The sequence below is a fragment of the Halorubrum salipaludis genome (assembly GCF_002286985.1).
Lineage (GTDB): Archaea > Halobacteriota > Halobacteria > Halobacteriales > Haloferacaceae > Halorubrum > Halorubrum salipaludis.
This window is the reverse complement of record NZ_NSKC01000003.1, coordinates 112,413-137,820: the sequence shown is the minus strand read 5'-3', so window position 1 is coordinate 137,820 and position 25,408 is coordinate 112,413. Positions and strand designations below refer to the sequence as shown.

The window sequence follows — 25,408 nt, the reverse complement described above, 5'->3', positions numbered from 1 at the left end:
GGCCCGGTGACGCGCGCGTCCCCGCCCACGTTATGGGGCTCGCGCCCGTACGATCGGGTATGAATCAGCTCGTCGACGGCGAGTGGCGGACCGACGCGTACGAGGCGACCGACGATGAGGGGTCGTTCCAGCGCGGCGAGACGACCTTCCGGAACTGGATCGCCGGCAGCGACGTGCCCGACCACGTCGACGCCGAGCCGGACGAGCGGTTCCAGCCCGAGGCGGGGCGGTACCACCTGTACGTCTCGTACGCCTGTCCGTGGGCGCACCGCACCCTGCTCGCGCGGTCGCTGCTCGGGTTGGAGGACGCGATCGGCGTCTCGGTCGTCGACCCGTACCGGGCCGAGGACGGCTGGCAGTTCAGCCCCGAGAAGGAGGGATGCACGCCAGACAAGCTCCACGGCAGCGACTACCTCCGCGAGCTGTACGTCGCGGCCGACCCCGACGCCACCTGTCGGGTGACCGTCCCCGTGCTGTGGGACACCGAGGAGGAGACGATCGTCAACAACGAGTCGCGCGAGGTGCTCCGCATGCTCTCGACCGCCTTCGACGAGTTCGGCAACGACGCGTCGCTGCTGCCCGGTCCCGACGACGAGGCGACCGTCGCGGCGGTCGACCAGGTGATCACCGACATCTACGAGCCCGTCAACAACGGCGTCTACCGCGCCGGGTTCGCGAAGTCGCAGGGGGCCTACGACGAGGCGATCGACGAGCTGTTCGGCGCGCTCGACCGGTGGAACGAGCACCTCGCGGACCAGCGCTACCTCGTCGGCGACTCGCTGACCGAGGCGGACATCTGCATGTTCACGACGCTGGTCCGGTTCGATCAGGTGTACCACACCCACTTCATGTGTAACAAGCAGTTCGTTCACCAGTACGAGCACCTCTGGCCGTACCTGCGCGACCTCTACCAGACCGCGGGCGTCGCCGAGACGGTGAACATGAGCCACATCAAGGAGCACTACTACACGACGCACCCGGACGTGACTCCCTCCGGGATCATCGCGCGCGGCCCGGACCTCGACTTCGAGGCCGACCACGACCGCGACCGGCTCGGCGGCGAGGCGCCGACGCCGGACGCGGCGGACTGAAGGAGTGAGACAGCGGACGGAGCGGTTTATAAGTCGACTTTTGAATCCTGTTAGTGCGGTGGCGCGTGCCTTCGAGGCCGCCCCAGTGGCCGAGAAGCACGCGCGAGGGAGTCGCTGGCACCCGGAGCGACGCGGAGGGTGCCAGCGACGAGGCTGGGGAGGCGTGAGGTGCGGTGCTGTGGGGGCGGGACTCAAAGGGGCAGCCGCGAGGCCGGCGCAGGCGACGCAAGCACTGCAGGGAGCGAGCACCGCGAGCGACCGAAGCGCGCAGCGAGCGTGCGCCGGCCTCGTGGTTGGGGCTTTGGTGGTGTTCACCGATGATCCGACAACAACTGTTTATAAGGCATCGTCGACCGTGACGACCGGCGCATTCCGAGATTCCGCGCGAACCCACCGATCCGGAACCGCTCCGTATCAGGCCACTGCGGCCGCAATCTCCTCGTCGGTCAGGAACACGTCCTCGCCGGTCTCGGCGTCGAACAGGTGGATGCTCTCCTCCTCGAACACCACGCCCACCTCGTCGCCGGCCTCGGGCTTGACGTCCGGGGGCGACCGCGCGAGGAAGTCGTCGTTGACCGCGAGGTGGACGTAGTTGTCGGAACCGATCGGTTCGACGACCTCGACGGTCGAGGCGAGCGTCTCGTCGCCGGTCGGCTCCTCCACGATCCGAATGTTCTCGGGGCGGATCCCGAGCGTGTACGGGGCGTTCTCCAGCGCGTGGCCCGCGACGTACTCGTCGCTGAGCTCGAAGGCGAGCCCGACATCGTCGTTGCGGATCGTCGCCGACGAGCCGTCGGTCTCGACCGTCACGTCGACGAAGTTCATCGAGGGCGAACCGATGAAGCCGGCGACGAACTCGTTGACCGGGTTCTCGTACACCTCCGTCGGCTTCCCGACCTGCTGGAGCTTCCCGTCGTTCAAGATCGCGAGGCGATCGCCCATCGTCATCGCCTCCTCCTGATCGTGAGTGACGTACATCGCGGTGACGCCGAACTCCTTCTGGAGCTTCTGTATCTCCGCGCGCATCTCGGTGCGGAGCTTGGCGTCGAGGTTGCTGAGCGGCTCGTCGAACAGGAACACCTCGGGCTCGCGGGCGATGGCGCGGCCGAGCGCGACGCGCTGCTTCTGCCCGCCGGAGAGCTCATCCGGCTTGTCGTCGAGCAGGTCCTCAATCCCCATCATCTCGGCCATCTCGGTCACGCGCTCGCGCCGTTCGTCCTCCGTCATGTCGGTGCTCATCTTGAGCCCGAACGCCATGTTTTCCATGACCGTCTTGTGGGGGTACAGCGCGTAGTTCTGGAACACCATCGCGACCGGGCGCTCCTTCGCGTGGACCTCCGTGACGTCCTCGTCGTCGAACCGGACGGCGCCCGAGGTGGGCTCCTCTAGCCCCGCGACCATCCGGAGCGTGGTCGTCTTCCCGCAGCCCGACGGGCCGACGACGGTCACGAACTCCCCGTCCTCGATCTCCAGGTCGAGGTCGTCGACGGCGACGATGGTCCCCCGGTCGAACTCCTTCCGGAGCGTGTCGAGCGTGACTCGTGCCATTTCCATGAGAACGGACCTACTGGCATATTAGTTCTTTGCTGTTTTTCAGATATGTGAGGAACGATCTCATCTCGAATATCGAGTGCGCGCTGATCGCGGTGCGATCGGCGTCGAACCGCGTTTATCCGGAGCCCCTGCGAACCCGACCCAAAGTACTAAATGTATGAATATGTAATTCATCGTTTGTTGTAGTCACATGAACGAGAAACGCAGAACGCTCCTGAAGGCGATGGGGGGATCGACCGCGCTCGCGGCGCTCGCGGGCTGTATCAGCACCGGCGGCGACGGCGGCGACGGCGGCGACGGCTCTGACGGTAGCGATGGTTCCGACGGTAGCGACGGCTCCGACGGTTCCGACGGCGGCAGCGGCGGATCCGCGCGGCTGTGGGTCGACCTCGCCGACGCCGAGGACGAGGCGCTCTCGGAGTACATCGGCCAGTACGAGTCCGAGACCGGCGACACGATCAACAAGGAGGCGCCCGGCGGCGAACTCGACGAACAGCTCGAAACGGCGATCCCGGCGGGCGACGGCCCGGACTCGTGGATCTGGGCGCACGACTGGGTCGGCCGGTTCGCGGTCCGCGAGGACCCGCCGTTCCTCTACGACGCGAGCGACGACATCGACGTTTCGCTCGACGACTACACCGAGACGGCACAGGAGGCGGCGCAGTTCGACGGCGGGCTCTACGGGCTCCCGTTCGCGTCCGAGACGGTCGCGCTGTTCTACAACGAGGACCTGGTCGACGAGCCGCCGGAGACCATGGCGGAGATGGTCTCGATCATGGACGAGCACCACGACCCGGAGAACGGTCAGTACGGTCTCTCGTACCCCGCCACGGACCCCTACTTCGCCAGCGGGTTCATCCAGGCGTACGGCGGCGACCTGTTCGACGAGTCGAACCTCGAGGTCGGCGTCGACAGCGACGCGTGTAAACAGGGGATCGACGCGCTCCAGACCCTGTTCGAGTACATCCCGTCCGACCCGGGCTACGAGTCGCAGATCGTCGCGTTCGCCGACGGGCTCGCGCCGTTCGCGATCAACGGCCCGTGGGAGCTCGGTAACCTCCAGGGCGAGATCGACAACCTCGGGGTCACGACGCTGCCGACCGTCGAGGGCAACAACCCGCGGACGTACTCCGGGATTCAGCTGTTCTACTTCTCGTCGATGCTCGCGGACGCCGACGCCTCGACCGTCGACGCCGCGACGGGGCTCGCCGAGTGGTACACCACCAACGAGGACATCGTCCTGACCAACGCCGACGAGCAGGGGTACATTCCCGTCCTCGCCGACGCCGTGGACAACGACGACCTCTCCGCCGAGGTGCAGGCGTTCGCGCGGCAGGTCGACCACGGCGTCCCGATCCCGTCGCACCCGGACATGGACAGCGTCTGGACGCCGGTGACGGAGGCGCTGGAACGCGTCTTCAACGGCGAGCAGGACGGCGACGCCGCCCTCGACCAGGCCGCCTCCGAGATCCGGGAGGCGCTGTAGCTCCCCTCCGGAGCCATGGCCTCTTCGCAAATCGGCACCGGCGGCGGGCTGTCGCGCCTCCGATCAGCGCTGCCCTTCTCCAACCGCGACTGGGGGCTCCTCCTCGTCGCTCCCGGCGTGCTCCTCTTCTCGAGTTTCATGCTGTACCCGATCTTCTATCTCTTCTACATCTCGCTCACCGACGCGACGTTCGCCGGGTCGGTGATCGGCGGGGGCGCCGAGCTGATCGGCCTCGCGAACTACGTCCAGCTCATCGGCGACTCGCAGTTCTGGACGTCGATGACGACGACGTGGCTGTTCGTCGCCGTCTCGCTCGTGATCAAGGTGCTTCTGGCGGTGGGGATCGCCCTCCTGTTGAACCACGTGCGCGTCGCCGGCAAGCGGTACATGCGCGCGGCGGTGATCGTCCCGCTGGGGTTCCCCGGCATCTTCACGATCACCGTCTGGCGCGGCATGTTCAGCGACGCGCGCTTCGGCGTGTTCAACACGATCCTGGGCCGGTACAACGACGTCATGTCGTCGCTGTCGGCGCCCGAACTCCTCCTGTTCGACGTGCCGATCGGCTTCCTCAGCGGTCGGTGGGAGGCCTTCTTCGCGTACGTCACCACGGAGGTGTGGCTGGCGTACCCGTTCATGGTGATCATCATCGTGAGCGCGCTGCAGGACGTGCCCCGGTCACTCCACGAGGCCGCGATGGTCGATGGGGCGGGCGCGTTAGAGCGGTTCCGCACCGTCACGCTGCCCGCGATCAAGGGGCCGGTGCTGTTCGCGTCGATCCTCACGGCCGCGACCTCGTTCCAGCAGTTCCTGATCCCGTGGGTGTTCAACCAGGGCGGCCCGTCGCGACAGAACGAGCTGATCATCGTGTACGGCTACCGTGAGGCGATCACGTTCAACCAGTTCGGCCTCTCGGCCGCGATCTTGATCGTCGGCATCGCGTTCGTCGGGCTGTTCATGTACGTCGCCGTGCGCTACGGCGGCCTCGCCGAGGGGGTGGGTGACGAATGAGCGCGCTCGCCGCCCTCCTGGCGCTGGTCCGCGCGAAGCTCGTCGCGCTCGCCACCGCCCCGAAGCGCTTCGTCGTCATGGTCCAGCGGGCCGTCTACGACGTGCGCACGGGGAACCGCACCGCGTGGGACGTGACCAAGAGCGTCCTGATGACGCTGTTCGGGCTCGCGATGGTGCTCGTGCTGCTGTTCCCGCTGTTCTGGATCACGACCGCGTCGCTCGCGGAGGGGACGCGGCTGTTCAACACCGGCGGCATCTTCCCCGACCCGTCGACGTACAACCTCGACGCCTACCGGTGGGTGATCTTCGAGTCCGACTTCTTCTTCGTCGACGGCGACTGGGGGTACCCCCAGCTCGTCCTCGGCGGCGGAAGCGGGCTGGTGAGCTTCCGGTGGGTCGGCACCGACACCGGGCCCGGCGCGCTGTTCAACAGCCTCTACATCGTCAGCGTGACGCTCGCCGCCGGGTTCGGGATGATCGTCCCGGCCGCGTACGCGTTCTCGCGCCGGCAGTTCATCGGTCGCAAGCGGATCCTCTACGGGTACGTCCTGTTCACGCAGATCGGCGCCGGGCTGTCGATCGCGACGCTCGTCGCCCTCTACTCGCTGTTCAGCACGTACGGGCTCACGAACAACCTCTTCATCTTGGGGCTGTTCTACGCCGCGTCGGCGATCCCGTTCAACACGTGGCTGTTGAAGACGTACATGGACAACATCCCCGTCTCCTACGAGGAGGCGGCGATGGTCGACGGCGCGAGCTTCCTCGACACGATCCGGGAGGTGATCCTCCCGCTGACGAAGCCGGGGCTCGCCGTCGTGCTCATCTTCGTCTGGCTCGCGGGGTGGAACGAGTTCATCATCGCGCAGACGCTGCTGCGCCCCGAGAACTACCCGCTGTCGGTGGAGCTGTACAACATCGCGACCCAGGGGCGGTTCTCCACGCCGTGGACGCAGTTCGCGGCGTTCGCGAACCTGTTCGCGCTCCCCGTCGCGATCGTCTACTTCGCGGCGCAGCGCTCCGTCGAAGACGGCCTGTCGTTCGGCGGGATGGAGGGATAGGCGGGGTTCGGTCCCGCTTCCCTGCGTTCTGCGTTCTCTCGTTCTTACGGTTTTTGGGACTCCGAAGGCGTAGACCACGGCTCGGCGGTTATCAGCGTCAAAGCCCCAGTCGCTCGGTTGTACGTGAACGATGACTCCGCCGTCAACACCGTCAAAGCCCCAGCCGTGAGGGCGGCGTACGCTCGTTGCGCTCCTCGCTCAGTCGCACACGCTCCTTCGCTGCGGTGCTTACATCGCCTACGCCGCCCTCACGGCCGCCCCTTTGAGTCCCGCCCAACCGCCCCGCAACCGCACCTCATGCCTCCCCAGCCTCGTCGCTGGCACCCTCCGCGTTGCTCCGGGAGCCAGCGACTCCCTCGCGCGTGCTGCTCCCGGTCGCCGTGGGCGACCGCTCGCAGGCACGCGCCACCGCGATTCACTTATAAGTAACACCGTGTCCAGACGAGCAGACCACTTCCCGTCGCCGCCGGCGACAACGGGTTCAAGTGCGCGCTCGCCCGACCGGAGTAACAATGGAGCCGCCGAACATCGAGCGGTTGGACGAGCGGACCGTCCAGCGCATCGCGGCCGGCGAGGTCGTCGAGCGCCCGGCCAGCGTCGTCAAGGAGCTGATCGAGAACAGCCTCGACGCGGGCGCGACGCGCGTGGCCGTGTCGGCCGAGGCCGGCGGCACCGAGGGGATCCGCGTCCGCGACGACGGCGTCGGCATCCCCCCCGACCAACTGGAGGCGGCGGTGGCGGAGCACGCCACCTCGAAGATCGGCGACATCGAGGACCTCGACCATGGCGTCGGTACCCTCGGCTTCCGCGGCGAGGCGCTGTACACCGTCGGCGCGGTCTCGCGCCTCACCGTCCGGTCCCGCCCGCCCGGCGCCGACGCGGGCGCGGAGATAACGGTCGAGGGGGGCGACGTGGGCGACGTGCGCCCCGCCGGCTGCCCCGAGGGGACGACCGCCGAGGTCGACGACCTCTTCTATAACACCCCCGCCCGCAAGAAGTTCCTCAAGCGGATCGCGACCGAGTTCGACCGGATCAACACGGTCGTCACCGGCTACGCGCTGGCGAACCCCGACGTCGCCGTCTCGCTGGAACACGATGGGCGGGAGACGTTCGCGACCGAGGGGAACGGCGACCTCCGGTCGGCCGTCCTCGCCGTCTACGGCCGCGAGGTCGCGGAGGCGATGGTGGACGTGGAGTGGGAGCCGGACAGTTCAACTACCGACCCGCCGGTCCGCGGCGTCTCCGGCCTCGTCTCGCACCCCGAGACGACCCGGTCGACCCGCGAGTACCTCGCGACCTACGTCAACGGTCGGTACGTCACCGCGAGCGCCCTGCGCGAGGCGGTCCTCGACGCGTACGGCGGCCAGCTCGCGCCCGACCGGTACCCCTTCGCGGTGCTCTTCGTCGAGGTCCCGCCCGGCGACGTCGACGTGAACGTCCACCCCCGGAAGCTGGAGGTCCGGTTCGACGAGGAGCCGGCGGTGCGCGACGCCGTGGAGGAGGCGGTGGAGGAGGCCCTGCTCGACCACGGGCTGATCCGGTCGACCGCGCCGCGGGGGGAGTCGGCCCCGGATCAGACCGAGATCAGCCCCGAAGGGCCCGAGACCGAGGCCGTCGGCGGCGCCGGGACCGACCACGAGCGCGCCGCGATCGGAAACCGGGAGAACGGTGACCGAGACGAGGGCGGAGAGCCGGAAACCGAACCCGCGACCGATTCCGCGTCCGAACTGGACCCCACCGACGAGGAGGCGTGGGCGGTCGGCGACGTGGGGTCCAGTTCGGACGCCGCCCCCGATCCGAGCGACCCGGTCACCGACCGAGACTCCGGTTCCGCAGATACCTCGTCCGACCGGCCCTCGCCGCGGAGCTGGCAGTCTGACGCGGACGAGACCGAGGGAACCGAGAGGGACGACGGTGATACCGTCGCCGGCGCCGCGATCGAGACGGACTCCGAGAGCGACGCGGGAGAGCCCGAGGGGCTCAAGCGGTTCGGTGACTCGGCGTCGGACGACACCGAGGGACCTGCGTCGACCGACGCCGTGCCGAGCCCGAGCGCCGACGCGCCGGACGAGCGACGAGACCCGACCACCGACTCGCGTCCGGCCGCGACCGCCCAGCGGACCCTCGCCGGCGAGTCGACGAGCGCGGAGCGAACCTACGACTCGCTCCCGCCGCTGCGGGTGCTCGGACAGCTTCACGAGACGTACGTCGTCGCGGAGGCGCCCGACGGGCTCGTGCTGATCGACCAGCACGCCGCCGACGAGCGGGTGAACTACGAGCGGCTGCAGGCCGCCTTCGCCGACGGCGCGGCCGCGCAGGCGCTCGCCGAGCCCGTCCGGATCGAGCTCACCGCGCGGGAGGCGGCGCTGTTCGAGGAGTTCGTCGACGACCTCGCCGGAATCGGGTTCCGCGCCGAGCGCGCGGGCGAGCGCGAGGCGGTCGTCCGGTCGGTCCCGGCTGTCTTCGACGCCGCGCTCGACCCGGCGCTCGTCCGGGACGTGCTCTCCGCGCTCGTCGACGACGCGGGTGCGGGCGACAATCCGGTGACCGACGTGGTCGACGAGCTGCTCGCGGATCTCGCGTGTTACCCCTCCGTGACCGGGAACACCTCGCTGACGGAGGGGTCGGTCGTCGACCTGCTCGACCGGCTCGACGCCTGCGAGAACCCGTACGCCTGCCCGCACGGGCGGCCGGTCGTGATCCGACTCGACCGCGACGAGATCGGCTCACGGTTCGAGCGCGACTACCCGGGTCACGCCGGGCGCCGCGCGGAGTAGCGGCGGGGAGACGAGAAGGAGACGAGGTGGAGAAGTCGGTCGCTCGGCGACCGCAGAGAGATACGCTTTAGGCGGGCGCCGTGGACCCACGGGTATGGAACGCGTAGCGATCATCGGCGCGTCGATGACCCCGTTCGGGCAACGTGACGCGTGGGTGCGAGAGCTGCTGGCGGAGGCGGGCGCGGCCGCGCTCGACGACGCCGGGATCGACGGCGACGACCTCGATCACCTGTACGTCTCGAACATGGCCAGCGGCGAGTTCGAGGGCCAGACCGGCGTCCCGAATGCGCTCGCCCACGACCTGGCGGCCCAGCCGGCCTACACCGCCCGGATCGACCAGACCTCCTCCTCGGGGGGCGCCGGGGTGTACGCCGCGTGGCAGTCGGTCGCCTCCGGCGCGTCGGACCTCACCATGCTCGTCGGCGGCGAGAAGATGACGCACCGCACGACCTCGGAGGCGACCGACGTGATCGCGTCGCTCACCCATCCGGTCGAATACAAGCAGGGCGTCACGCTCCCCTCCTTCGCGGGGCTCACGGCGCGGCTCTACCTCGACGAGTACGACGCCCCCCGCGAGAGCCTCGGGAAGGTCGCGGTGAAGAACCACCGGAACGGCGTGGACAACCCCCACGCGCAGTTCCAGAAGGAGGTCGACCTCGACACGGTGCTTGAGTCGCCGATCGTCGCCGACCCCCTCCGGCTGTACGACTTCTGTCCGATCACGGACGGCTCCGCGGCGCTCGTGTTCTGTCCGGAGTCCGTGGCCGAGGAGTACGTTCCCGAGGACGAGTACGCGGTCATCTCGGGGATCGGCGGCGCCACCGACACCCACGTCGTCCACGAGCGCGCGGACCCGACGACGATGGGGGGAGTCGTCGACTCCTCCGACATCGCCTACGAGATGGCCGATATCGGCCCGGACGACGTCGACGTGGCGGAGCTCCACGACATGTTCACCATCCTCGAGTTCCTTCAGAGCGAGGACCTCGGCTTTTTCGAGAAGGGCGAGGGGTGGAAGGCGGTCGAGGAGGGCGTCACCGACCGCGACGGCGAGCTCCCGATCAACACCTCCGGCGGGCTCAAGTCGAAGGGACACCCCCTCGGCGCCAGCGGCGTCGCACAGGTGTACGAGATATACGAACAGGTCACCGGGAACGCCGGCCCGCGGCAGGTCGAGGCCGACACGGGGCTCGCCTGCAACGTCGGCGGGTTCGGAAACTGCGTGACCACGACGATCCTGGAGGGCAACCAATGAGCGAGAACGATCAGCCGGTAGACGAACCGACCTTCGAGGCCGCCGAATATGCGGACGGAACCGTCACCTACCCGCCCCACACCGTGGGACCGAACGGCGCCGAGCGCGTCGGCACGGTCGACCTCCGAGAGTACGAGGGGCGCGTCCTCACGTGGACGACCTCGACGGCGACGCCGCCGGGCGTCCGCGAGCCCAACACCCTCGCCATCGTGGAGTTCGACATGGACGACGAGTACGACGGCCCGGCTGTCCGCGCGCTCGGGCAGATAGCCGAGCGGGAGGACGGTTCCGGCGAGACGTTCGACGTCGACATCGGCGACCGGGTTGAGCCGGTCTACGCCGGCGAGCTGCGCGAGCCGGGCGCCGGCATCCGCGAGCCCGAGAGCCAGAGGTGGGACGGGTTCAGGTTCCGGCCGCTCTGAGGGGCCGGCGGGGCCGGGTGCTCAGGCTGTTGCCGGCTGCTCTTCCAGCGGTACCTCGGAGCACTCGATCTCGAACCTCGCGCCGCCCTCGTCGCTTTCCGAGACCGTGATCTGCCACCCGTGCGCCCTGACGATGTCCCTGACGATCGCGAGCCCGAACCCGGTCCCCTCCCGGTTGGTCGTGTACCCCTGTTCGAGCACCTGATCGCGTTTGTCCTCGGGGATCCCCGTGCCGGTGTCCTCGACGTAGAAACCGAACGTCTCGGGAAGCGACCCGACCCGAACGGTCAGACCCGTCGTCTCGTTGTGTTCGGCGCTGTTCCGATACAGGTTCTCGAAGACGTTGAGCAGCCGGTCCCTGTCAGCGTCGAGGGCGAGCGACGTGTCGACGACCAGGTCGGCCTCGGCGGTGTCGACGTTCTGCCACGCGGTGTGGGCGATGTCCTCGAGCCGCACCTCAGTGGCTTCGGAGATCACCTCACCCGACCGAGCCAGCGTGAGGGCGTCGCTGATGATCGCCTCCATCCGCTCGAGCTGACGCTGAACCGTCTCGATGGAGTCTCCCTGCTCGCTTCCGGCGTCAGATTCGAGCATATCGACGTGGCCGGTCGCGACGTTCAGCGGGTTTCGGAGGTCGTGCGAGACGATGCTGGCGAACTGGTCGAGCCGCTCGTTCTGCCGTTCCAGCCGCCGCTTCTGCCGCTCCTTTTCGGTGACGTCGCGGGAGTTCAGCACGATACCCTCCACGAACTGGTCATCGAGGAGGTTCCGCGCCCGCACTTCGAGGACCCGCCATTCTCCGTCGGCGTGGCGGAACCTGACCCTGTAGGAGCTTGTGTATCCGTATTCGGTGCCGTGGGCGGAGAGTTCGGCGCGGAGTTCGTCTCGGTCGTTGGGGTGAACATTCTTGATGACGTTGGCACCGATCAACGCCGTCGGCACGTAGCCGAGAATCTCTTCGACAGACTGGCTAACGTACGTGACATCTCCATCCTCGTCGATCACCGCGATGACATCCGAAGACTGTTCGATGAGCCGTTTGAACCGCTCTTCGGCGATGTGTCGATCGGTGACGTCGCGGTAGATCAACAGCGACCCGATCGTCGCTCCGCTCCGGTCAGTCAACGTCGTTCGGTTGATGTCGAAGAACCGGACCGACCCGTCGCGTTCGACAGTCACGTCCGAGTCGGCGTCGTCGGTGTTCCCGTGGAACGAGTCGTACAGCGGAACGACCTCGGCCGCCGGTCGCCCGACTGGCTTATCCACACCCTCGTCGAGAAGTTCCATACCGGCCACGTTCACGTCGACGACGCGATCGTCGATGTCGACGACGTACACCGGGTCGACCATCTCGTCGACGAGGGTATGCCTCGCGATGGGAGCCAGGTCGAGGAAGCCGAACCCGAAGAGCGCGACGGCGAACACGACGCCGGTGGCCGTGTTGGCGAACGCGGTCGGGTCGAAGGCCGTCGACAGGTTACCGCTGTACAGGAGGAGGAAACTGCCGATGACCGGGATGATTCCGCCGGAGAGCATCAACAGGACCTGCGTGCGGTATTGTCCGCCGCGCCTGACCCCGAAGACGAGCAGCAACGAGTACGTGGTGAGTATCAGGGTGTAGGTGTACGCCAGCGCCAGCCAAAACAGCGGCCCGTTCGCTCGGTCGACCGCAGCCAGCGGAGCGGCGCTGCTGAACCCGTGAACAGTCCAGAGCAGGTCGTGTGCCGGTGCGGTCGCGACGAGCGCGAGGACGGCGGCTGGCCACGCGAGCAGGAGCGCCCAGCGGCGACGAGTGAGGAGGGACTCCCGGCCGGTGTATATGAGTCCGAAGCGGAGTTGGGTCGGCCCGAGTCCGAGGATCCCGGCGAATTTGACCACCGTCCCGACCTGATACAGCGAGAGCGTCGTGCTCCCGGCGCGGATTCCGGTGCCCAGCGAGTAGAGAGACACGCAGATCATCACCAGCGAGAACGCGACCGCGCCGCGCACCTCTCTGCGCCGGACCGCGACGGCGGCGATGCCGAGGTTCAGCCCGGAGATACCGAACAGGACCCAAGAGACGATACCGGGTGAAAACCCCATATGAGGTCGAATTCACCCTCGGCAGATAAATATATGGACATGTTCTCAGTCGTGGTAATATGGCCCTATCTGATTCGCGTTCGACGCCGCCATTGGACAGAAAAACTGACCCACACATCCTATAACAGAGTTTCACCGCCCGCCCTCACGACTATCGAGATCCGATACGCCGTTCTTGTCTCGTGAGAATTACCAGAACATCCTGTGAAAGCGCCCCCTATTCGACCACCGGCGACGAGCGAGAGAGCGGGCCGAGGCAGCGTGTGCGAGCGCCGAACACACACGTTATCGATCCGTCGCGGGCTAAAATCGGGCCGCGGCCAACGGCGACGCCTCACACCCGTCGGTAGTCTCCGAGCCGCGTCCCGTCAAGCAGGTACGCGTCGCCGGCCGGTAGCGCGTCCGGGAGGAACGGCGCGAGGAACGACTGGCCGTCGACGTTCACCCACGTGCCGCCCGAGCGCTCGTTGAACGCGGGGAAGACGACAAGTTCGGGCGGGTCCGCCTCGGGTAGCGGGCCGGCTTCGCCGCTCTCCACGAACGCCGCCGGGTCAAGTTCGCCGCGGAGCCACGCGCGCTCCACGCGCGAGCCGCCGACCGCGTCCTCCAGTCGCACTTGGGGGTGCTCGTGACCCATGCAGATCACGTCTGCGTCGAGGAGCGAGGGATCGGGCCACGTGTGGCCGTGGAGAACGCCGACGCCGGCGTCCGCGGTCGAGTTATCCCTGTCGCTGTCTCCGAGAATCCCGCCGCCGGGACCGATCACGTCGATGTCGCCGGCGAACGCCTCGGCGACCCCGGCGTCGTGGTTCCCCTCGACGAGCGTCATCGGGACGCGGTCCGTGACCGCCCGGATCAGCTCGACCAGCTCCTCGCGCTCGTCGCCCTCCGGCGCCGCGATCCGGTGTGCGAGGTCGCCGAGGACCACGAGTCGGTCGGCGTCGGTCTCGGTAATGAGGCCACAGAGACGCTCGCGACGCTCGTCAGCGCGGCTGTCGAGTTCGACGCCGCGCTCGTATCGGAGCCCGACCTCGATACCGGCGTGCACGTCGGCGACCAGCAGCGCGCGCTCGTCCTCGAGGTCGGCCACGGCCGCGGGTTCGCCGACCACCGGTTCGACGGCGGGCGACGCGGCGGGGGCCATCAGATCGGCTTCAGCGTGCCGTCACCGGGCTCGTAGCACTTCCCGCTCATCAGCGCGTCCTGGATCGCGTCCTCGACCGACTCGGCGGCGACGCCGAGGTCGTCGACGACCGCCTCGACGACGGCCTCGCGGTCGGCCCCGTCGCCGTCGTCGAGCGCGCCCATCGCGTCGATGACCGCGGCTTCGAGGTCGACGTCGTCGCTCTCCACGGAGTCGTCGGTCGTCTCGGCGTCATCGGTCGCCGGTTCCCGGCTCTCCGGTTCCGAGTCGGCGGCGGGCTCCGCGGCGTCTTCGGCCGGGGGCTCGTCCATCTCCTCGGGCTCCGGCACGTCGATATCGGCCTCGCCGGGCTCGTCGACCTCGCTCCCGGTCGAGAAGTCGGTCCCGAACTCCGACTCGATCTCCTCGCGCTCCGCCTCGTCGAGCTCGTACATCTCGTCGGAGGCGGGGTCGGCCGACGGCTCGTCGAAGTCGGCCTCGGCGTCGTCGCCGGATTCGCCGGAGTCGGCGTCGTCAGTCCCGGCGTCGAAGTCGCCGAGTCCGTCGCTCTCGTCACCCGGATCGGCCGACGGTTCGTCCACGGCGCGGTCGGCGGACTCGGACGCGGCGTCGTCGGATTCGGCCTCGATCCCGGAGGACCCGGAGTCGGCGGGCGCGGCGTCGGCGGCGCCGGTGACGTCGGCGGCGTCCGCGGCGTCCGCGGCGTCCGCGGTGTCAGTGGATTCGGCGGCGGCGTCGGTGGTGTCTGCGTCGGCTGCGGTGTCGGCGGGTTCGGAACCGATCGAGTCGGAATCGGTCGATTCCGGCTCTCCGGCCGGTTCGTCTGATTCGGAAACGTCCGGTTCGGAGTCCGACTCCGCCGTTTCCCCGCCACCGACCGACCCCGCCGGCGCCTCGATCGTCACGTCCGTCGCCGGGAGCGTACCGATCGCCGCTTCGCCGCCCTCATCGGGCGCGATCTCGGGCGAGCGGACCTCGTCGCGGTCGCCGGCGATCAGCTCTAAGGCGTCGACGGCGAGCCGACGGAGCGCCTCGACGTAGGCGGTCGAGGTGTCGTAGTGGGCGATCGCCTTCGGGATCCCGGCCGCCAGCGACGCCGGCGCGCCGCCCGATTCGAGGGCCGCGCGGAGTTCCTCGCCCCGGAGGTCGGAGTCGAGGGCCTTCGCGAAGACGGCGAGCCGGTCGAGCGTGGCCTCCGCCGCGGAGACCACCCAGCGGTCGCGGGTGTCGGCGTCGACCGCGTTGAGGCTCTCCGGGCGGACAGAAGTGAACACGCGGTCGGAGTCCTCCGGCTCGAAGGTTCGCGCCTTCCCGGTGAGGGCGACGAACGCCGGCGGTTCGGCGCGCTCCAAGAAGGTCTGTGCCTCCGGCTGGTACTGGCCGGCGTAGGTGACGAACGCGCCGGAGGGGTCGACGACCCGCCCGCGGCGCGTCTCGTCGTTCACGCGCTCGACCTCGGTGAGCACGCCGGCGACGAACAGTCGGTTCACGCGGGCCCCCGTGGGGGAGACCACGTAGTTCGGGGCGCGCTCCTCGTCGCTCTCGGAGTACGAGAGGGAGGCGTCGTCGAACTCGGCGGCGAACAGGCGGTGCGCGACCTCCCGGGCGCCCGGTCCGTCGTCGCTCATTCGCCCACCTCCGCGAGCGCGGCGCGGGCGCGGTCGGCCGGGTCGTCGTCCGCGAGCTCGAACTCGGCCGCGTCGAGGTTGGCGCCGTAGTCGTCGACCGAGAGGTTCCCGCGGACGCGGTACGCGCGCCCGACGAGGGAGTCGGCGATCGCCTCGGCGACGACCTCCTTGTCCATCGCGTCCTTCGCGGCCTCGAGGGCGTCCTCGAGCCCGCCGCCGTACACCTCGGCGGTGAGCTCGTCGTCGAGGACGACGGTGACGGTGTCGGTGCCGTCGTCGACGATCGCCTTCACGCGGAGGTCGTCCTCACTGTCCACGTCGCCGTGGCTCCGGCACTGCCCGTTCTGAACCACGCGGCCGCACTCCGGACACCGCTCGATGAGCCCGGAGCCGTCACGGATTTCGAGGACGTTGCCGACGATCTCCACGTCGAACATCCCGCCGGACCCGACCGCCTCGGCGACCGACAGGCGGGGCGCGTCCTCGGCGACCTCGACCGGGTCGGGGAGCGGCGTCACCGTCGAGAACTCGGTGAGGTTGATCGACGGGACCCCCCGGAACTCCCGGACGTACACGTCCTCGATCCGGAGGTCGGCACCCGGCGTCAGTTCCGACCGGGGCTGCCAGTCGGTGAAGGGGAGCTTCGCGGTGGCGTCGCCGACGACGCCCTCTAAGATCTCCGTCTCGCCGTCGCGGCCGGAGATCGTCTTCTCGTCGACCTCCAGCACGCGGACTTCCACGTTCCGGCCGCGGTCGCCTGCATTGATGTCGACGAGGCTCCGGTCGCCGCCGACCTCCTGGTCGACTTCGACCGGCTCGTCGGCGATGGCGACGGTGGTGGAGTCGTTGAGGTTGAGCTCCGGTGCCCCTTCCCACTCGCGGACGCCGGCGTTGCCGATCGTCAGCGAGTCGCCCGGTTCGAACCCGAAGTCCTGCCACGCGGTGTAGGAGATGACGCCGGTCTCGTCGGCGACCTCCCCCTCGCGGATCGTGAGGTCGTCGCCTTGATACCGGATCGTGCGGGTCCCCTGGGTGAGCACGCGGACGGTGACCGTCACCCCGTCGTGGTCGGTGGTGATCTCGCCCACGTCGACGGCGTCCGGTGTCGGCGACGAGCCGCCGCCTCCGCCGCCGTGCTTCCGGCGGACGCTCTGTTTGGCCTCGTCGATCGGGACGCTGTACTCCAGTAGGTTCTGCAGGTCCTCTTTGACCTCCTCTTTGTCGACGCCGAGGTCGGAGGCGAGCTCCTCGGCATGGCTGTTGACGTCCATCGGGTCGGGCTTCGACGCGACCGCACAAAAGGGTTCACCACCCCTCGCGCGGCTCCCCGTAGAGGGGTGGCCCGCCGCGACGGCCGGTAGGGCTAAACCGCCCGCGTCCGCACCGTGGTGTATGGACGAGATCGACATCGACGCGCGCGTCACGGGGGAGCGGACCGTCATCGACGTGACCGGGACCCGCGACGTCGCGGTCGTCGTTCGCTCCGCGAGCGGCGAGCGGATCTACCTCCCGCCGGCGGGCTTCGACGAGCCCGTTTCGGAGTCGCCGTACACCTCGCCGTATCAGGGCGGGAGCGGCGTCGACGGCGAGGAAAGCCCGTACGGCGGCGGATCCGGGAGCACGCGCGGCGTGATCGAGACCGCGGAGGGGTTCCGGATCACTCACCCGGAGACGGCCACCGAGTTCGACGTGTACCGCGGCGACGGCGACGCGGACGACGACGCAGACGACGGCGAATAGCATCGGCGCGCCTGACGGCGAAAGCGACGGTGCGGCCGAAAACGAATAGCGCCGACGGAAAGGGGATCGAAAAGCGGCGGACGGAGGGCGTCTACGCCACGTCTTCGTACACGGCCAGCGTGTCCTCGACGACCGCCGACCACTCGCGGCGCTCGTACTCCGGCGGGGACTCGCGGTCGAGCGCGGTCGCGATCCCGTCGACGATCGACTCCGAATCGACCTCGACCTCGACGAGGCAGTCGTCGGGAAGCACCTCTGCGACGCCCGACCGAGTGGCGACGACCTGCGTCCCGGCTTCGAGGGCCTCCGTGATCGTGATCCCGAACGGCTCCGCGTACGAGGGGGAGACGAACGCGTCGGCGGCGGCGTAGTAGTCGCCGAGCTCCGCCTCCGGGACGTAGCCGACGAACTCGACGCGGTCCTCGATCCCGAGCAGCTCGGCGAACCGCTTCAGCTGGTCGGTCTGGTGGCCCGACCCCCCGACGACGAGGGTCACGCCGGGGCGGTGGAGCTTCCGCACCGCGTACAGCAGATGCGAGATCCCCTTCTGGTCGGTGTGTCGGCCGACGAAAAACAGCATCTCGCCGTCGATCCCGAGGTCCGCGCGGACGTCTTTCCCGGAGAACTTCGGGGTCGAGAAGCCGTTGTACACGACGCGCGAGTCGGCGTCGTACAGTTCCGTGATGTCCTCGCGGACGATCTCGCTGACCGCGATGTTGGTGTCCGCCGCGTTCGCGAGGCGGCGCTCGGTCTCGACCTCGCGGGTCGGCGGGTCGATGTTGCGGTCGCTCGCCAGCGAGTGGAACGAGGACACCCACGTCGCGTCCGACGCGCGGGCGGCCTGCCGACCGGGGCCGTAGCCGAACCAGTCGTGCGTGTGGATCACGTCGTGGTCGGGGGCGAGCTCAGCGAACCGGTCGCTGAGCCGGTCGACGCGGGCCGCCACGTCGCCCTCTCCCGTCTCGACCGCTTCGATCCCCGGCTCGTCGTCCGGCGCGAACTCCGCGGGCAACACGAGGGTGGCGTCCACCCCGAGGTCGTCGCGGAGCCCGGAGAACAGTTCGCCGACGTGGACGTCGAGCCCGCCGGTGATGTTCGGCGGATACCCCCATCCCAGCATGAGTACGCTCGGCGGCATACCTCCCCGTTTCGGGAGTCGGCACTTAGGTATGCCCCTCGTTCGTCCGGGCGAACGGCTCGAGGGAGCGGAGGTGTGCGAAAAGACGCTCGGGAACTCCCGTCCGTCCCGGCTCGGGGTCGATCCCGACTCGGGTTCAGTTTCGATCCCGGTTCAGGCCGCCTTCACGGCGTCGCGCAGCGCGTCCGTGCGGTCGGTGATCGACTCGGCGGCGTCGGCGAGCACGTCGAGCGGGTCGCCGGACTCGGATTTCACCGTCAGCACCGGCTCGGTCTGGCCGCCGGACTGCTCGGGGTTCATGTCGTAGGTCGCGGCCGCGACGTCGTCGGTCTCAAGCAGGACGCCCTTCAGCACGTTCATGAACGTGTGGTCCTCGCCGGCGATCTCGATGCGGAGTTCCGTGTCGGTCTTCTCGATGACCCGCAGTTCCATGTTCGTGAGGTCGGGCGAGCGGCGTTTCAAGCTTTCGTCTCCCGGATATCCGGGGATGGGGAGGGACCGCACGCGACCCGAAAGCGTATGCCGTCGGCCCCGGTGGCCCGCCGTATGGAGATCCGACGCCTGCCGGCCACCGAGGCCGCCGCGGAGCGCTACGCGGCGGCCCTGTGGCTGCCGTATCACCGCGACCTCGAAGCGAGCGTGGACGCACACGCGCTCGCGGACCGACCCGACCAGGAGCTGATCGCCGCCGAGACGGAGTTCCGGCTCGATCTGCTCCGGGAGGACGCGGACCGCCGCCTGTGGGTCGTCGCGGTCGGTCCGGACGCCGACCCGAGCGAGGCCGCCGTCGACGACCTCGATCCGACCGATCCGGCGCCGGTCGGCGTTCCCGGCCCGGACAGGGATCTCGTCGCGTTCGTCTCGACGAGCGTCGACGAGTGTCCCACCGTGTTCGACCGGCCCGATCGGCTCGTCGTCGGCGACATCTACGTCGCCGAGTCGTATCGGGGAACCGGGATCGCGAGCCGATTGATGGGGCGGGCCGTGATCGATGCGCGCGAGGAGGACTGCGGCCAGCTCCGGCTCGACGTCGACGTCGACAACGAGCGGGCGATCGCGTTCTACGAGAACGCGGGGTTCGAGTCGTACCGCAAGCAGCTGACGCGGGAGGTGGTGTGAGTGGGTTTATAAACATCTAACGGCGGTTTGGGAGAAAGCACCTCCAAATCCGCAGCCGTTAACTTATAAGTCACTACTGTCGAATCGACGGTGAACACTTCCGAAGCCCCAGCCGTGAGGCGGGCGCACGCTCGCTGCGCTCCTCAGTCGCTCGCAGTGCTCGCTCCTTGCGGTGCTTACGTCACCTGCGCCCGCCTCACGGCTGCCCCTTTGAATCCCACCCGTCCCGCACAGCACCGCAGCCTCACGCCTCCCCAGCCTCGCGGTTCGCGCTCTTCGAGCGCTCACCGCGTCCCTCGCGCGTGCTGGCTCGCGGCGCTTCCGCGCCGCTCGCAGGCACGCGCCACCGCATCCGACCCCATTACAACCATCCTCAGTCAGCGCCGCCGCTATGCGGTTTATAAACGGGAAAACTGCGGGTTCGCTCGGAGCGGCGTTACTCGTCGGCGTCGACGGCCACTTCGTCGGCGTCGACATCGACGGCGGTCTCCTCCTCGGCGGCGACCTCGGACGGGCGCGCCTCGAGCGTCAGCTTCTGGACCTCGACGCGGCGGAGCGGGTAGATGAGCTTCGCGTCGCCGTAGATCGCCGACGAGAGGTTCCCCTCGACGATGGCGTCGACGAACGACTCGAAGGTGCGGTCCTCGGCGGCCGCGTGGACCTTGTCGATCATGACGCGGCGGATGGCCTTCTCCTGCGAGCGGTCGGCCTTCTTCGTCGTCAGCGCGACGGGCTGGACGCGGATGCGGTAGTCGTCCGTCGTCAGCACCGTGATCGACGCCTCGACCTTCGAGGCGCCGCGGCGGACGAGCGAGCGCAGGTAGTCCCGCGTGAGCTCGTACTTGATGAACTCGGTGTAGGCCGTGTCGCTGCCCACGTCGGTGATCTTGAACGTGAGCTTCGTGTTGTTCGCGCCGGAGTCGCCGGTCAACTCGCCCAGCGTCGTCGTGATCGTACGGCCGACGACCTGGTCGGGCTCCTCGGCGAGGGTCTCGCCGAGCTCCTGCCGGTCGAACTGTTCGGGCGCCAGCACGGAGTACCAGCGCTTCTGTTCTCTGCTCTTGGATACGGATCGTTCGCTCATGTGTTGGTGTCTGTGTCGCCGTTGGTGTCGGAGCGGCGCGCTCCGTCGTCGGCCGCGAGGTGAGCCCTCGCGCGCTCGACGAGTCGGTCCGCGACGCGCAGGTTTACGACGTGGTCATCCACGGTCGACCGCAGTCCGCCGGTGGCGGGCCGCTCGACGACGCACTCGATCGCGTCGCCGTTGACGCGAGTCGCCATCGAGTCGGTCTCGTCCGGGGCGAGCGCAGCGGCGACGAGGGCGGCGTCGGCGTGGGTCGTCCGGACGGTGGCCGTCCGGGTCGCCCCGTCGCCGCGGGCGGACTCTCCGCCTCGAGCGGGTTCCCCGCTCATAGCGCCTCCCTGAGCGCGGCGAGCGCGCCCGTGATGTCGCCGTCGGTTTCCTCGGGGCCGTTCCGGTTCGCTTCGTCCGCCTCGTCGGCGGCCTCGATCCCCGGCCCGACCGCGATCCCGCCGCGGTCGGCGGTCCCCCAGCCGTCGCCGCCGACCTCGCCCGCCGCCGAGCGGCAGGCGTCGCCGAGCCCGATCGACTCGGTGGCGGACGCGGCCAGCAGCCGCGCGGCCTCGTCGACCGCGACCGCGACCGGCTCCGGCGACCGGAAGTCCCGGGCGATCCGGGCGATCGTCGGGAGGACGGCGGCCGCGTCGGGCGCGGCGTCGGCGTCCGCCGCGGCGTCGCCCTCCCCCGGGTGGTCGCTCCCCGCGAGGTCGACGCGCGCGACGAAGCAGCCGTCGTACCGGCCGGTCGTCGCGGCGTCGAGCGCGCGGTGCGCGGCGAGGCCGTGAGTCCGCCACGCGTCGAGCGCGGCGGTCCGGAGCCCGTCGCTCGGGTCGGCGTCGAGCGCCATCGCGATCCCCGTTCCGGGGGCCGCGCGGGAGAGCGCGTCGAGGGCGTCGGCGTAGCCGCCGACCGTCTCGAACGGCGCCGCGTCCCCGACCGTCGCGTACGGGCGGAGCGCGCGCTCGACCGCCGAGGCCGCCCGCTCGCTCGCGCCGTCCGCGTCCGCGACGTCGACGGCGACCAGCGACGCGAGTCGCCGGTGCGCGTCGTCGTCGAGGTCGGCCGGAAGTCCGAGCTCGGCGAGCGCGGCCCGCGCGGCCTCGGTGTCGCCGGAGTACGGCGTCCGGACGAGCGTCGAGGACGCGAGCCCGTCCGCCAGGTCGGCGGTCGGGAGCGCGACGCCGGGGCGTCGCCGGACGAGCTCCGCGCGCTCGGCCGCCTCCAGCGCGTCGCCGGAGCCGTCCGTGCCGGGCACGGAGCCGGCCGCGACGACGCCCGCGAGGGCGACGACCGGGTCGGGGTCGTCGCCGAGGGCGCGCGCGATCTCGAACGCGGTCGTGCTCGCCGGGCGTCCCGAACCGGGGATCGCGTGCGGACCGCGATTCGCCCCGACGGTCACGGCGACGGCGTCGTCGCCGGCGTCGGGGACGGGATCGCGAGACACGCGGGCCTGGAACGGCGTGCCGACCGTCCGCAGCGCTCGCGCGAGCAGCCCGGTGGCCGCGACCGCGTCGCCGTCGTCGGTCGCGACGAGCCGGACGAACGGCGCGTCCGCGAGGACGTCGGCGAGGGCGTCGGGGGCGGGCGTGGCGGCTGTGGCCTCGGTCATTGGGTGGGTGTGGTGTGGGTGCGGTCGTGTGTCGGTGCGTCCGTGGTGTCACGATCAGTGCGTCGGTCGCGTCGTGATCGCCACGTCGTGCGTCGTTGCGTCGCGTCGCTCACTCCTCGGAGCCGGTCTCCGTCGGAGCCGCGTTCGTTCGTGTCGCGTTCGTCTGCGTCGTTACTCGTCGCCGAGGAGCTCGGCGGCGTACTCGTAGGTGTACGTGAACTCCTCGTCGATCTCGTCGCCGCGGTAGTAGTCCGCGAGGCGGCGGATCTTCGACTCCGTGTTCTGGAGCGCGCGCTTGTTCTGGTGGTCCTGTCCGTTCTCCGCCATGTGCTCGCGCAGGCGGACGGCCTGAGACATCAGGTTGCGGAGGTCCTCGGGGAACTCGGAATCCGCGTCGTGCTCCTCGAGAATCTCGGTGACCTTCTTGCCGGTGGCCAGCTTCACGTCGGGCACCGGAACGCCCTTGACGCCCTCGTCACGGAGCTTGAGTCCGATGACGCTGGGGTCGTGGCCCTGCTCTGCCAGTTCGACGACGCGGGACTCGATGTCCTCGGCGTCGACGTCGCTCCACTCCGGGTTCTCGTCCGTCGCCGGCTTGTCCGAACCGGACGAACCGCGACGGCGCGTGTGCATTCGTGCCATTGTGTATCTGGTTGGAACGGCACAACCGCAACGTGACCGCGGCTCCGCGCGACGCGGCTGACGGACGGCTCGCGGACCGAGCGGTCCGACCGGACGGCCCGCGAACGCGGGCGTCCGACCGCGACGCCGGAGGCGTCGGCGCACTGCTACATTCCCAAGCCGTGGGCGAAAAGACCCCGGCGCGTCGGATCTGCAGCTGTGCTGTTCCCGTGTGAGGCCTCGTCGGCGCCCCTCTTAAGGGTGTTCTTGTGGGCCCGCGTCGGCCGTCGCGCCACGGGTTCGTGGAGAACGGCGGACGATCGCGGTCGCCGGCGGACGAACGCGGACCGCGAGCCCCGCGAGCCGATCAGTCGGACGGATCTTTTCGATCGAGGGGGAGACACGAGGATTTACGTGGGTGGTTGGCGACCGAGGGCGTGTGAGAGACTGATGACCGAAACAGTAGACGGCGACCTGTCGGCGACTGACGGCGGGGAGCCACCGGACGGCAGCGAGTTCGGCGTTGGTGACGGCACGGACGACGGGGACGACTCCCCGCGAATCGACTTCTACGGCGGGAAGTGGGCGAGCACGATCCCGCTCGCCTTCTTCATCCTCTGGGCCATCTTCCAGAGCGGCGTCCTCGGCATCGGCGACACGAACGGGCTGGTGATCGGGGCGTTGATCGGGACAATCTTGGGGATGTTCTTCGTACGCGGGGACTGGAAGGCGTACGCCGACACCATCTTCGAGGGGATGACCCAGCGCGTCGCCGCGACCGCGATCGTCGCGTGGCTGTGGGCGGGCATGTTCGCCGACACGCTGCAGGTCGGCGGGTTCGTCGAGGGGCTCATCTTCGCCGCCGACGCGCTGAACGTCGGCGCGGCGACGTTCCCGGCCGCCGCGTTCGTCCTTTGCGGCCTGCTCGCGACCGGGATCGGGACGGGCTACGGCGCCACCGTCGCGTTCGTGACGCTCTTCTTCCCGGCCGGCGTGCTCATCGGCGCGAACCCCGTGCTGCTGTTCGCGGCGATCCTCTCGGGCGCCGTCTTCGGCGACAACCTCGCGCCCGTGAGCGACACGACGATCGTGAGCGCGGTGACGCAGGACGCCGACATCGGCGGCGTCGTCGCCTCGCGGTTCAAGTACGCGATCGCGGCGGCGATCCCGGCGTTCGTCGCGTACCTGATCGCGGGCTCCGCCATGGCCGGCGTGAGCTTAGAGGGGTCCGCCGCCCTCCGCGACACGGCGACCGCGGCCGGACTCGTCCACCTGATCTCGATGGGCGTCGTCATCGTGACGGCGGTCGCGGGACGCCACATCGTTGAGGCGATCTCGTGGGGGATCGTCGTCGCCGTCGCGTTCAACCTCGCGTTCGGGCTCTCGTCGGTGAGCGACATCCTCGCCTTTACCGTGACCGAGTCCGGGACCTTCACCGCGCTGCCGTTCGTCGTGGTCGGTGAGAGCGCTGGCGTCGGCGGGAGCCTCTACTCCGGCGCGATCGGCTTCTTCCCGCTCATCGTCCTCACCCTGCTCATCGTCTCGATGGCGCAGATCATGATCCGCGGCGGCGGGTTCGCGGCCATCCAGGAGTTCCTCCTCAACACCGTCGCGACCAACGTCCGCCGGGCCGAGCTGACGATGGTCATGGGCACGGCGACGATCAACGGGATGATCACGATCAACACCGCGGCGGAGATCGCGATCGCGCCGTACATCGCCCGGATCGGCGAGAAGTTCAACATCAACGGCTACCGTCGGGCGAACATCCTCGACGCCAACACGTCGGCGCTCGGGTACATCTTCCCGTGGGCCGGCGGGGTCCTCGTCGGCTACCAGGTGATGGTCGGGCCCGGCGGGCTCGGCGCGGAGTACGGCCCCGAGATGGTGGTTAACCCCATCGACGTGGTGCCGTACGTGTTCCACGGCTGGTTCCTGGTGATCGTCTTCCTGCTGGCCGCGATCACCGGCTTCGGGCGGGAGTACATTCCCGACCGCACCTCCGAGGAGGTGTCGCGCGCATGAGCCGCTTCGACAAGTTCTTCGCCGGGTTCTCGTTCCGGGGGTCGACCCCCGACTACGAGCCCGGGGACACGCTCGAAGTGATGGTGACCGGGGCGGAGGACGGCGGAACCGCAGTCGCCCGCATCGGCGACTCGACGCTCCGGATCGAGGGCGCGCCGGCCGACGCCGTGAACACCCGCGTGCTCGTCGACGTCGACTCCTGGGACGAGAGCGCCCACCGCGGAGTCGGAACGTACCGGAAGACGGTCGGCGAGAGCGCGTTCTAGATCGACTCTCGCGGAGTCGTTTTTATACCGATAAGTCGAGTGGTGGCGTTGCCGTCTGCTGTTTATAGGTGATCGACGATACTGCGGTGAAGGCCTGCAAAGTCCCAGCCGGCGGCTTGCCGCCGGCGACTGATCCTTCGGTCCCGCTCCGCACCGCTCCGCACCTCACACCTCCCCAACCTCGGCCGGCGGCGGCCGCGGAACCGCACCGCAGCGCGGCCGCCGCCGACCTCCCTCGCGGGCACCTCGCGGCCGCCGGGGGCGGCCGCTCGGCGGCGCGCCACCGCTCGTGTTCGCTTAAATA

The 25,408-nt window shown here is 69.3% G+C and carries 22 protein-coding genes; 11 read left to right on the top strand and 11 right to left on the bottom strand.

Translation table 11 applies throughout. The features are described from left to right. Positions 1-59 precede the first annotated feature (59 nt). Positions 60-1,091: a glutathione S-transferase family protein gene (locus CK500_RS06175; protein ID WP_095636380.1), complete on the top strand. Its 1,032-nt coding sequence runs from the start codon at positions 60-62 to the stop codon at positions 1,089-1,091. Between the two features lie 414 nt (positions 1,092-1,505). Here CK500_RS06175 and CK500_RS06170 read toward each other — a convergent pair whose 3' ends face one another. Further along, positions 1,506-2,639: an ABC transporter ATP-binding protein gene (locus CK500_RS06170; RefSeq protein WP_095636379.1), complete on the bottom strand. Its 1,134-nt coding sequence runs from the start codon at positions 2,637-2,639 to the stop codon at positions 1,506-1,508. 196 nt (positions 2,640-2,835) lie between these two features. Here CK500_RS06170 and CK500_RS06165 point away from each other — a divergent pair, with 196 nt between their 5' ends. From CK500_RS06165 to CK500_RS06140, 6 genes are all read left to right on the top strand, one after another. After that, positions 2,836-4,131: an extracellular solute-binding protein gene (locus tag CK500_RS06165; RefSeq protein WP_198951514.1), complete on the top strand. Its 1,296-nt coding sequence runs from the start codon at positions 2,836-2,838 to the stop codon at positions 4,129-4,131. A gap of 15 nt (positions 4,132-4,146) precedes the next feature. Continuing rightward, positions 4,147-5,139 (top strand): carbohydrate ABC transporter permease, encoded by a 993-nt coding sequence (locus CK500_RS06160; RefSeq protein WP_095636378.1) that lies wholly within the window; start codon positions 4,147-4,149, stop codon positions 5,137-5,139. Next, a complete protein-coding gene (locus CK500_RS06155) occupies positions 5,136-6,197 on the top strand; it encodes a sugar ABC transporter permease (protein WP_095636377.1) in 1,062 nt (353 codons plus the stop codon). The genes CK500_RS06160 and CK500_RS06155 overlap by 4 nt, the downstream gene beginning before the upstream one ends. A 512-nt stretch (positions 6,198-6,709) precedes the next feature. Further along, on the top strand, positions 6,710-8,974 hold the full coding sequence (mutL, locus tag CK500_RS06150; protein ID WP_095636376.1) for a DNA mismatch repair endonuclease MutL: 2,265 nt from the start codon (positions 6,710-6,712) through the stop codon (positions 8,972-8,974). 94 nt (positions 8,975-9,068) lie between these two features. Continuing rightward, positions 9,069-10,229 carry a thiolase family protein gene (locus CK500_RS06145; protein ID WP_095636375.1) on the top strand — a complete coding sequence of 387 codons (1,161 nt, stop codon included), beginning with the start codon at positions 9,069-9,071 and terminating at the stop codon, positions 10,227-10,229. Next, complete coding sequence (locus tag CK500_RS06140; protein WP_095636374.1) at positions 10,226-10,651, top strand: PhlB family protein; 426 nt, start codon at positions 10,226-10,228, stop codon at positions 10,649-10,651. The genes CK500_RS06145 and CK500_RS06140 overlap by 4 nt, the downstream gene beginning before the upstream one ends. Positions 10,652-10,672: 21 nt before the next feature. Here CK500_RS06140 and CK500_RS06135 read toward each other — a convergent pair whose 3' ends face one another. From CK500_RS06135 to CK500_RS06120, 4 genes are all read right to left on the bottom strand, one after another. After that, positions 10,673-12,733 (bottom strand): histidine kinase N-terminal 7TM domain-containing protein, encoded by a 2,061-nt coding sequence (locus CK500_RS06135; RefSeq protein ID WP_095636373.1) that lies wholly within the window; start codon positions 12,731-12,733, stop codon positions 10,673-10,675. 334 nt (positions 12,734-13,067) lie between these two features. Further along, a complete protein-coding gene (locus CK500_RS06130; RefSeq protein WP_095636372.1) occupies positions 13,068-13,877 on the bottom strand; it encodes a metallophosphoesterase in 810 nt (269 codons plus the stop codon). Then, positions 13,877-15,505 carry a hypothetical protein gene (locus CK500_RS06125; protein WP_095636371.1) on the bottom strand — a complete coding sequence of 543 codons (1,629 nt, stop codon included), beginning with the start codon at positions 15,503-15,505 and terminating at the stop codon, positions 13,877-13,879. The genes CK500_RS06130 and CK500_RS06125 overlap by 1 nt, the downstream gene beginning before the upstream one ends. After that, complete coding sequence (locus tag CK500_RS06120) at positions 15,502-16,776, bottom strand: Single-stranded DNA binding protein (protein ID WP_095636370.1); 1,275 nt, start codon at positions 16,774-16,776, stop codon at positions 15,502-15,504. The genes CK500_RS06125 and CK500_RS06120 overlap by 4 nt, the downstream gene beginning before the upstream one ends. A 121-nt stretch (positions 16,777-16,897) precedes the next feature. Between CK500_RS06120 and CK500_RS06115 the strand changes: the two genes are divergently transcribed. Beyond that, positions 16,898-17,245: a DUF7510 family protein gene (locus CK500_RS06115; RefSeq protein WP_095636369.1), complete on the top strand. Its 348-nt coding sequence runs from the start codon at positions 16,898-16,900 to the stop codon at positions 17,243-17,245. A gap of 91 nt (positions 17,246-17,336) precedes the next feature. On the opposite strand, the gene CK500_RS06110 is transcribed toward CK500_RS06115, so the two are convergent. After that, positions 17,337-18,365, bottom strand: coding sequence for a glycosyltransferase family 4 protein (locus CK500_RS06110; RefSeq protein ID WP_095636368.1), 1,029 nt, complete (start codon positions 18,363-18,365; stop codon positions 17,337-17,339). Positions 18,366-18,536: 171 nt separating this feature from the next. Then, complete coding sequence (locus CK500_RS06105; protein ID WP_095636367.1) at positions 18,537-18,815, bottom strand: DNA-directed RNA polymerase subunit L; 279 nt, start codon at positions 18,813-18,815, stop codon at positions 18,537-18,539. A 114-nt stretch (positions 18,816-18,929) separates the two neighbouring features. On the opposite strand from CK500_RS06105, the gene CK500_RS06100 reads away from it, so the two are divergent. Next, entirely contained in the window at positions 18,930-19,502 is a 573-nt protein-coding gene (locus tag CK500_RS06100) for a GNAT family N-acetyltransferase (RefSeq protein WP_095636366.1), read from the top strand. A gap of 436 nt (positions 19,503-19,938) precedes the next feature. Here CK500_RS06100 and CK500_RS06095 read toward each other — a convergent pair whose 3' ends face one another. The 4 genes from CK500_RS06095 to CK500_RS06080 all read right to left on the bottom strand — a co-directional run bounded on the left by CK500_RS06095 (position 19,939) and on the right by CK500_RS06080 (position 22,834). Further along, positions 19,939-20,586: a 30S ribosomal protein S3ae gene (locus CK500_RS06095; protein WP_095636365.1), complete on the bottom strand. Its 648-nt coding sequence runs from the start codon at positions 20,584-20,586 to the stop codon at positions 19,939-19,941. Further along, positions 20,583-20,915 carry a KEOPS complex subunit Pcc1 gene (locus CK500_RS06090; protein ID WP_095636364.1) on the bottom strand — a complete coding sequence of 111 codons (333 nt, stop codon included), beginning with the start codon at positions 20,913-20,915 and terminating at the stop codon, positions 20,583-20,585. The genes CK500_RS06095 and CK500_RS06090 overlap by 4 nt, the downstream gene beginning before the upstream one ends. Continuing rightward, positions 20,912-22,192, bottom strand: coding sequence for an exonuclease RecJ (locus tag CK500_RS06085; RefSeq protein WP_095636363.1), 1,281 nt, complete (start codon positions 22,190-22,192; stop codon positions 20,912-20,914). The genes CK500_RS06090 and CK500_RS06085 overlap by 4 nt, the downstream gene beginning before the upstream one ends. Before the next feature lie 171 nt (positions 22,193-22,363). Beyond that, on the bottom strand, positions 22,364-22,834 hold the full coding sequence (locus tag CK500_RS06080; protein ID WP_095636362.1) for a 30S ribosomal protein S15: 471 nt from the start codon (positions 22,832-22,834) through the stop codon (positions 22,364-22,366). Positions 22,835-23,263: 429 nt separating this feature from the next. Between CK500_RS06080 and CK500_RS06075 the strand changes: the two genes are divergently transcribed. Together CK500_RS06075 and CK500_RS06070 are read left to right on the top strand one after the other, a co-directional pair. Next, positions 23,264-24,838 (top strand): Na+/H+ antiporter NhaC family protein, encoded by a 1,575-nt coding sequence (locus CK500_RS06075; RefSeq protein WP_095636361.1) that lies wholly within the window; start codon positions 23,264-23,266, stop codon positions 24,836-24,838. Beyond that, positions 24,835-25,104, top strand: a complete 270-nt coding sequence (locus CK500_RS06070; protein WP_095636360.1) for a DUF7513 family protein — start codon at positions 24,835-24,837, stop codon at positions 25,102-25,104. Before CK500_RS06075 ends, CK500_RS06070 begins: the two co-directional genes overlap by 4 nt. Positions 25,105-25,408 lie beyond the last annotated feature (304 nt).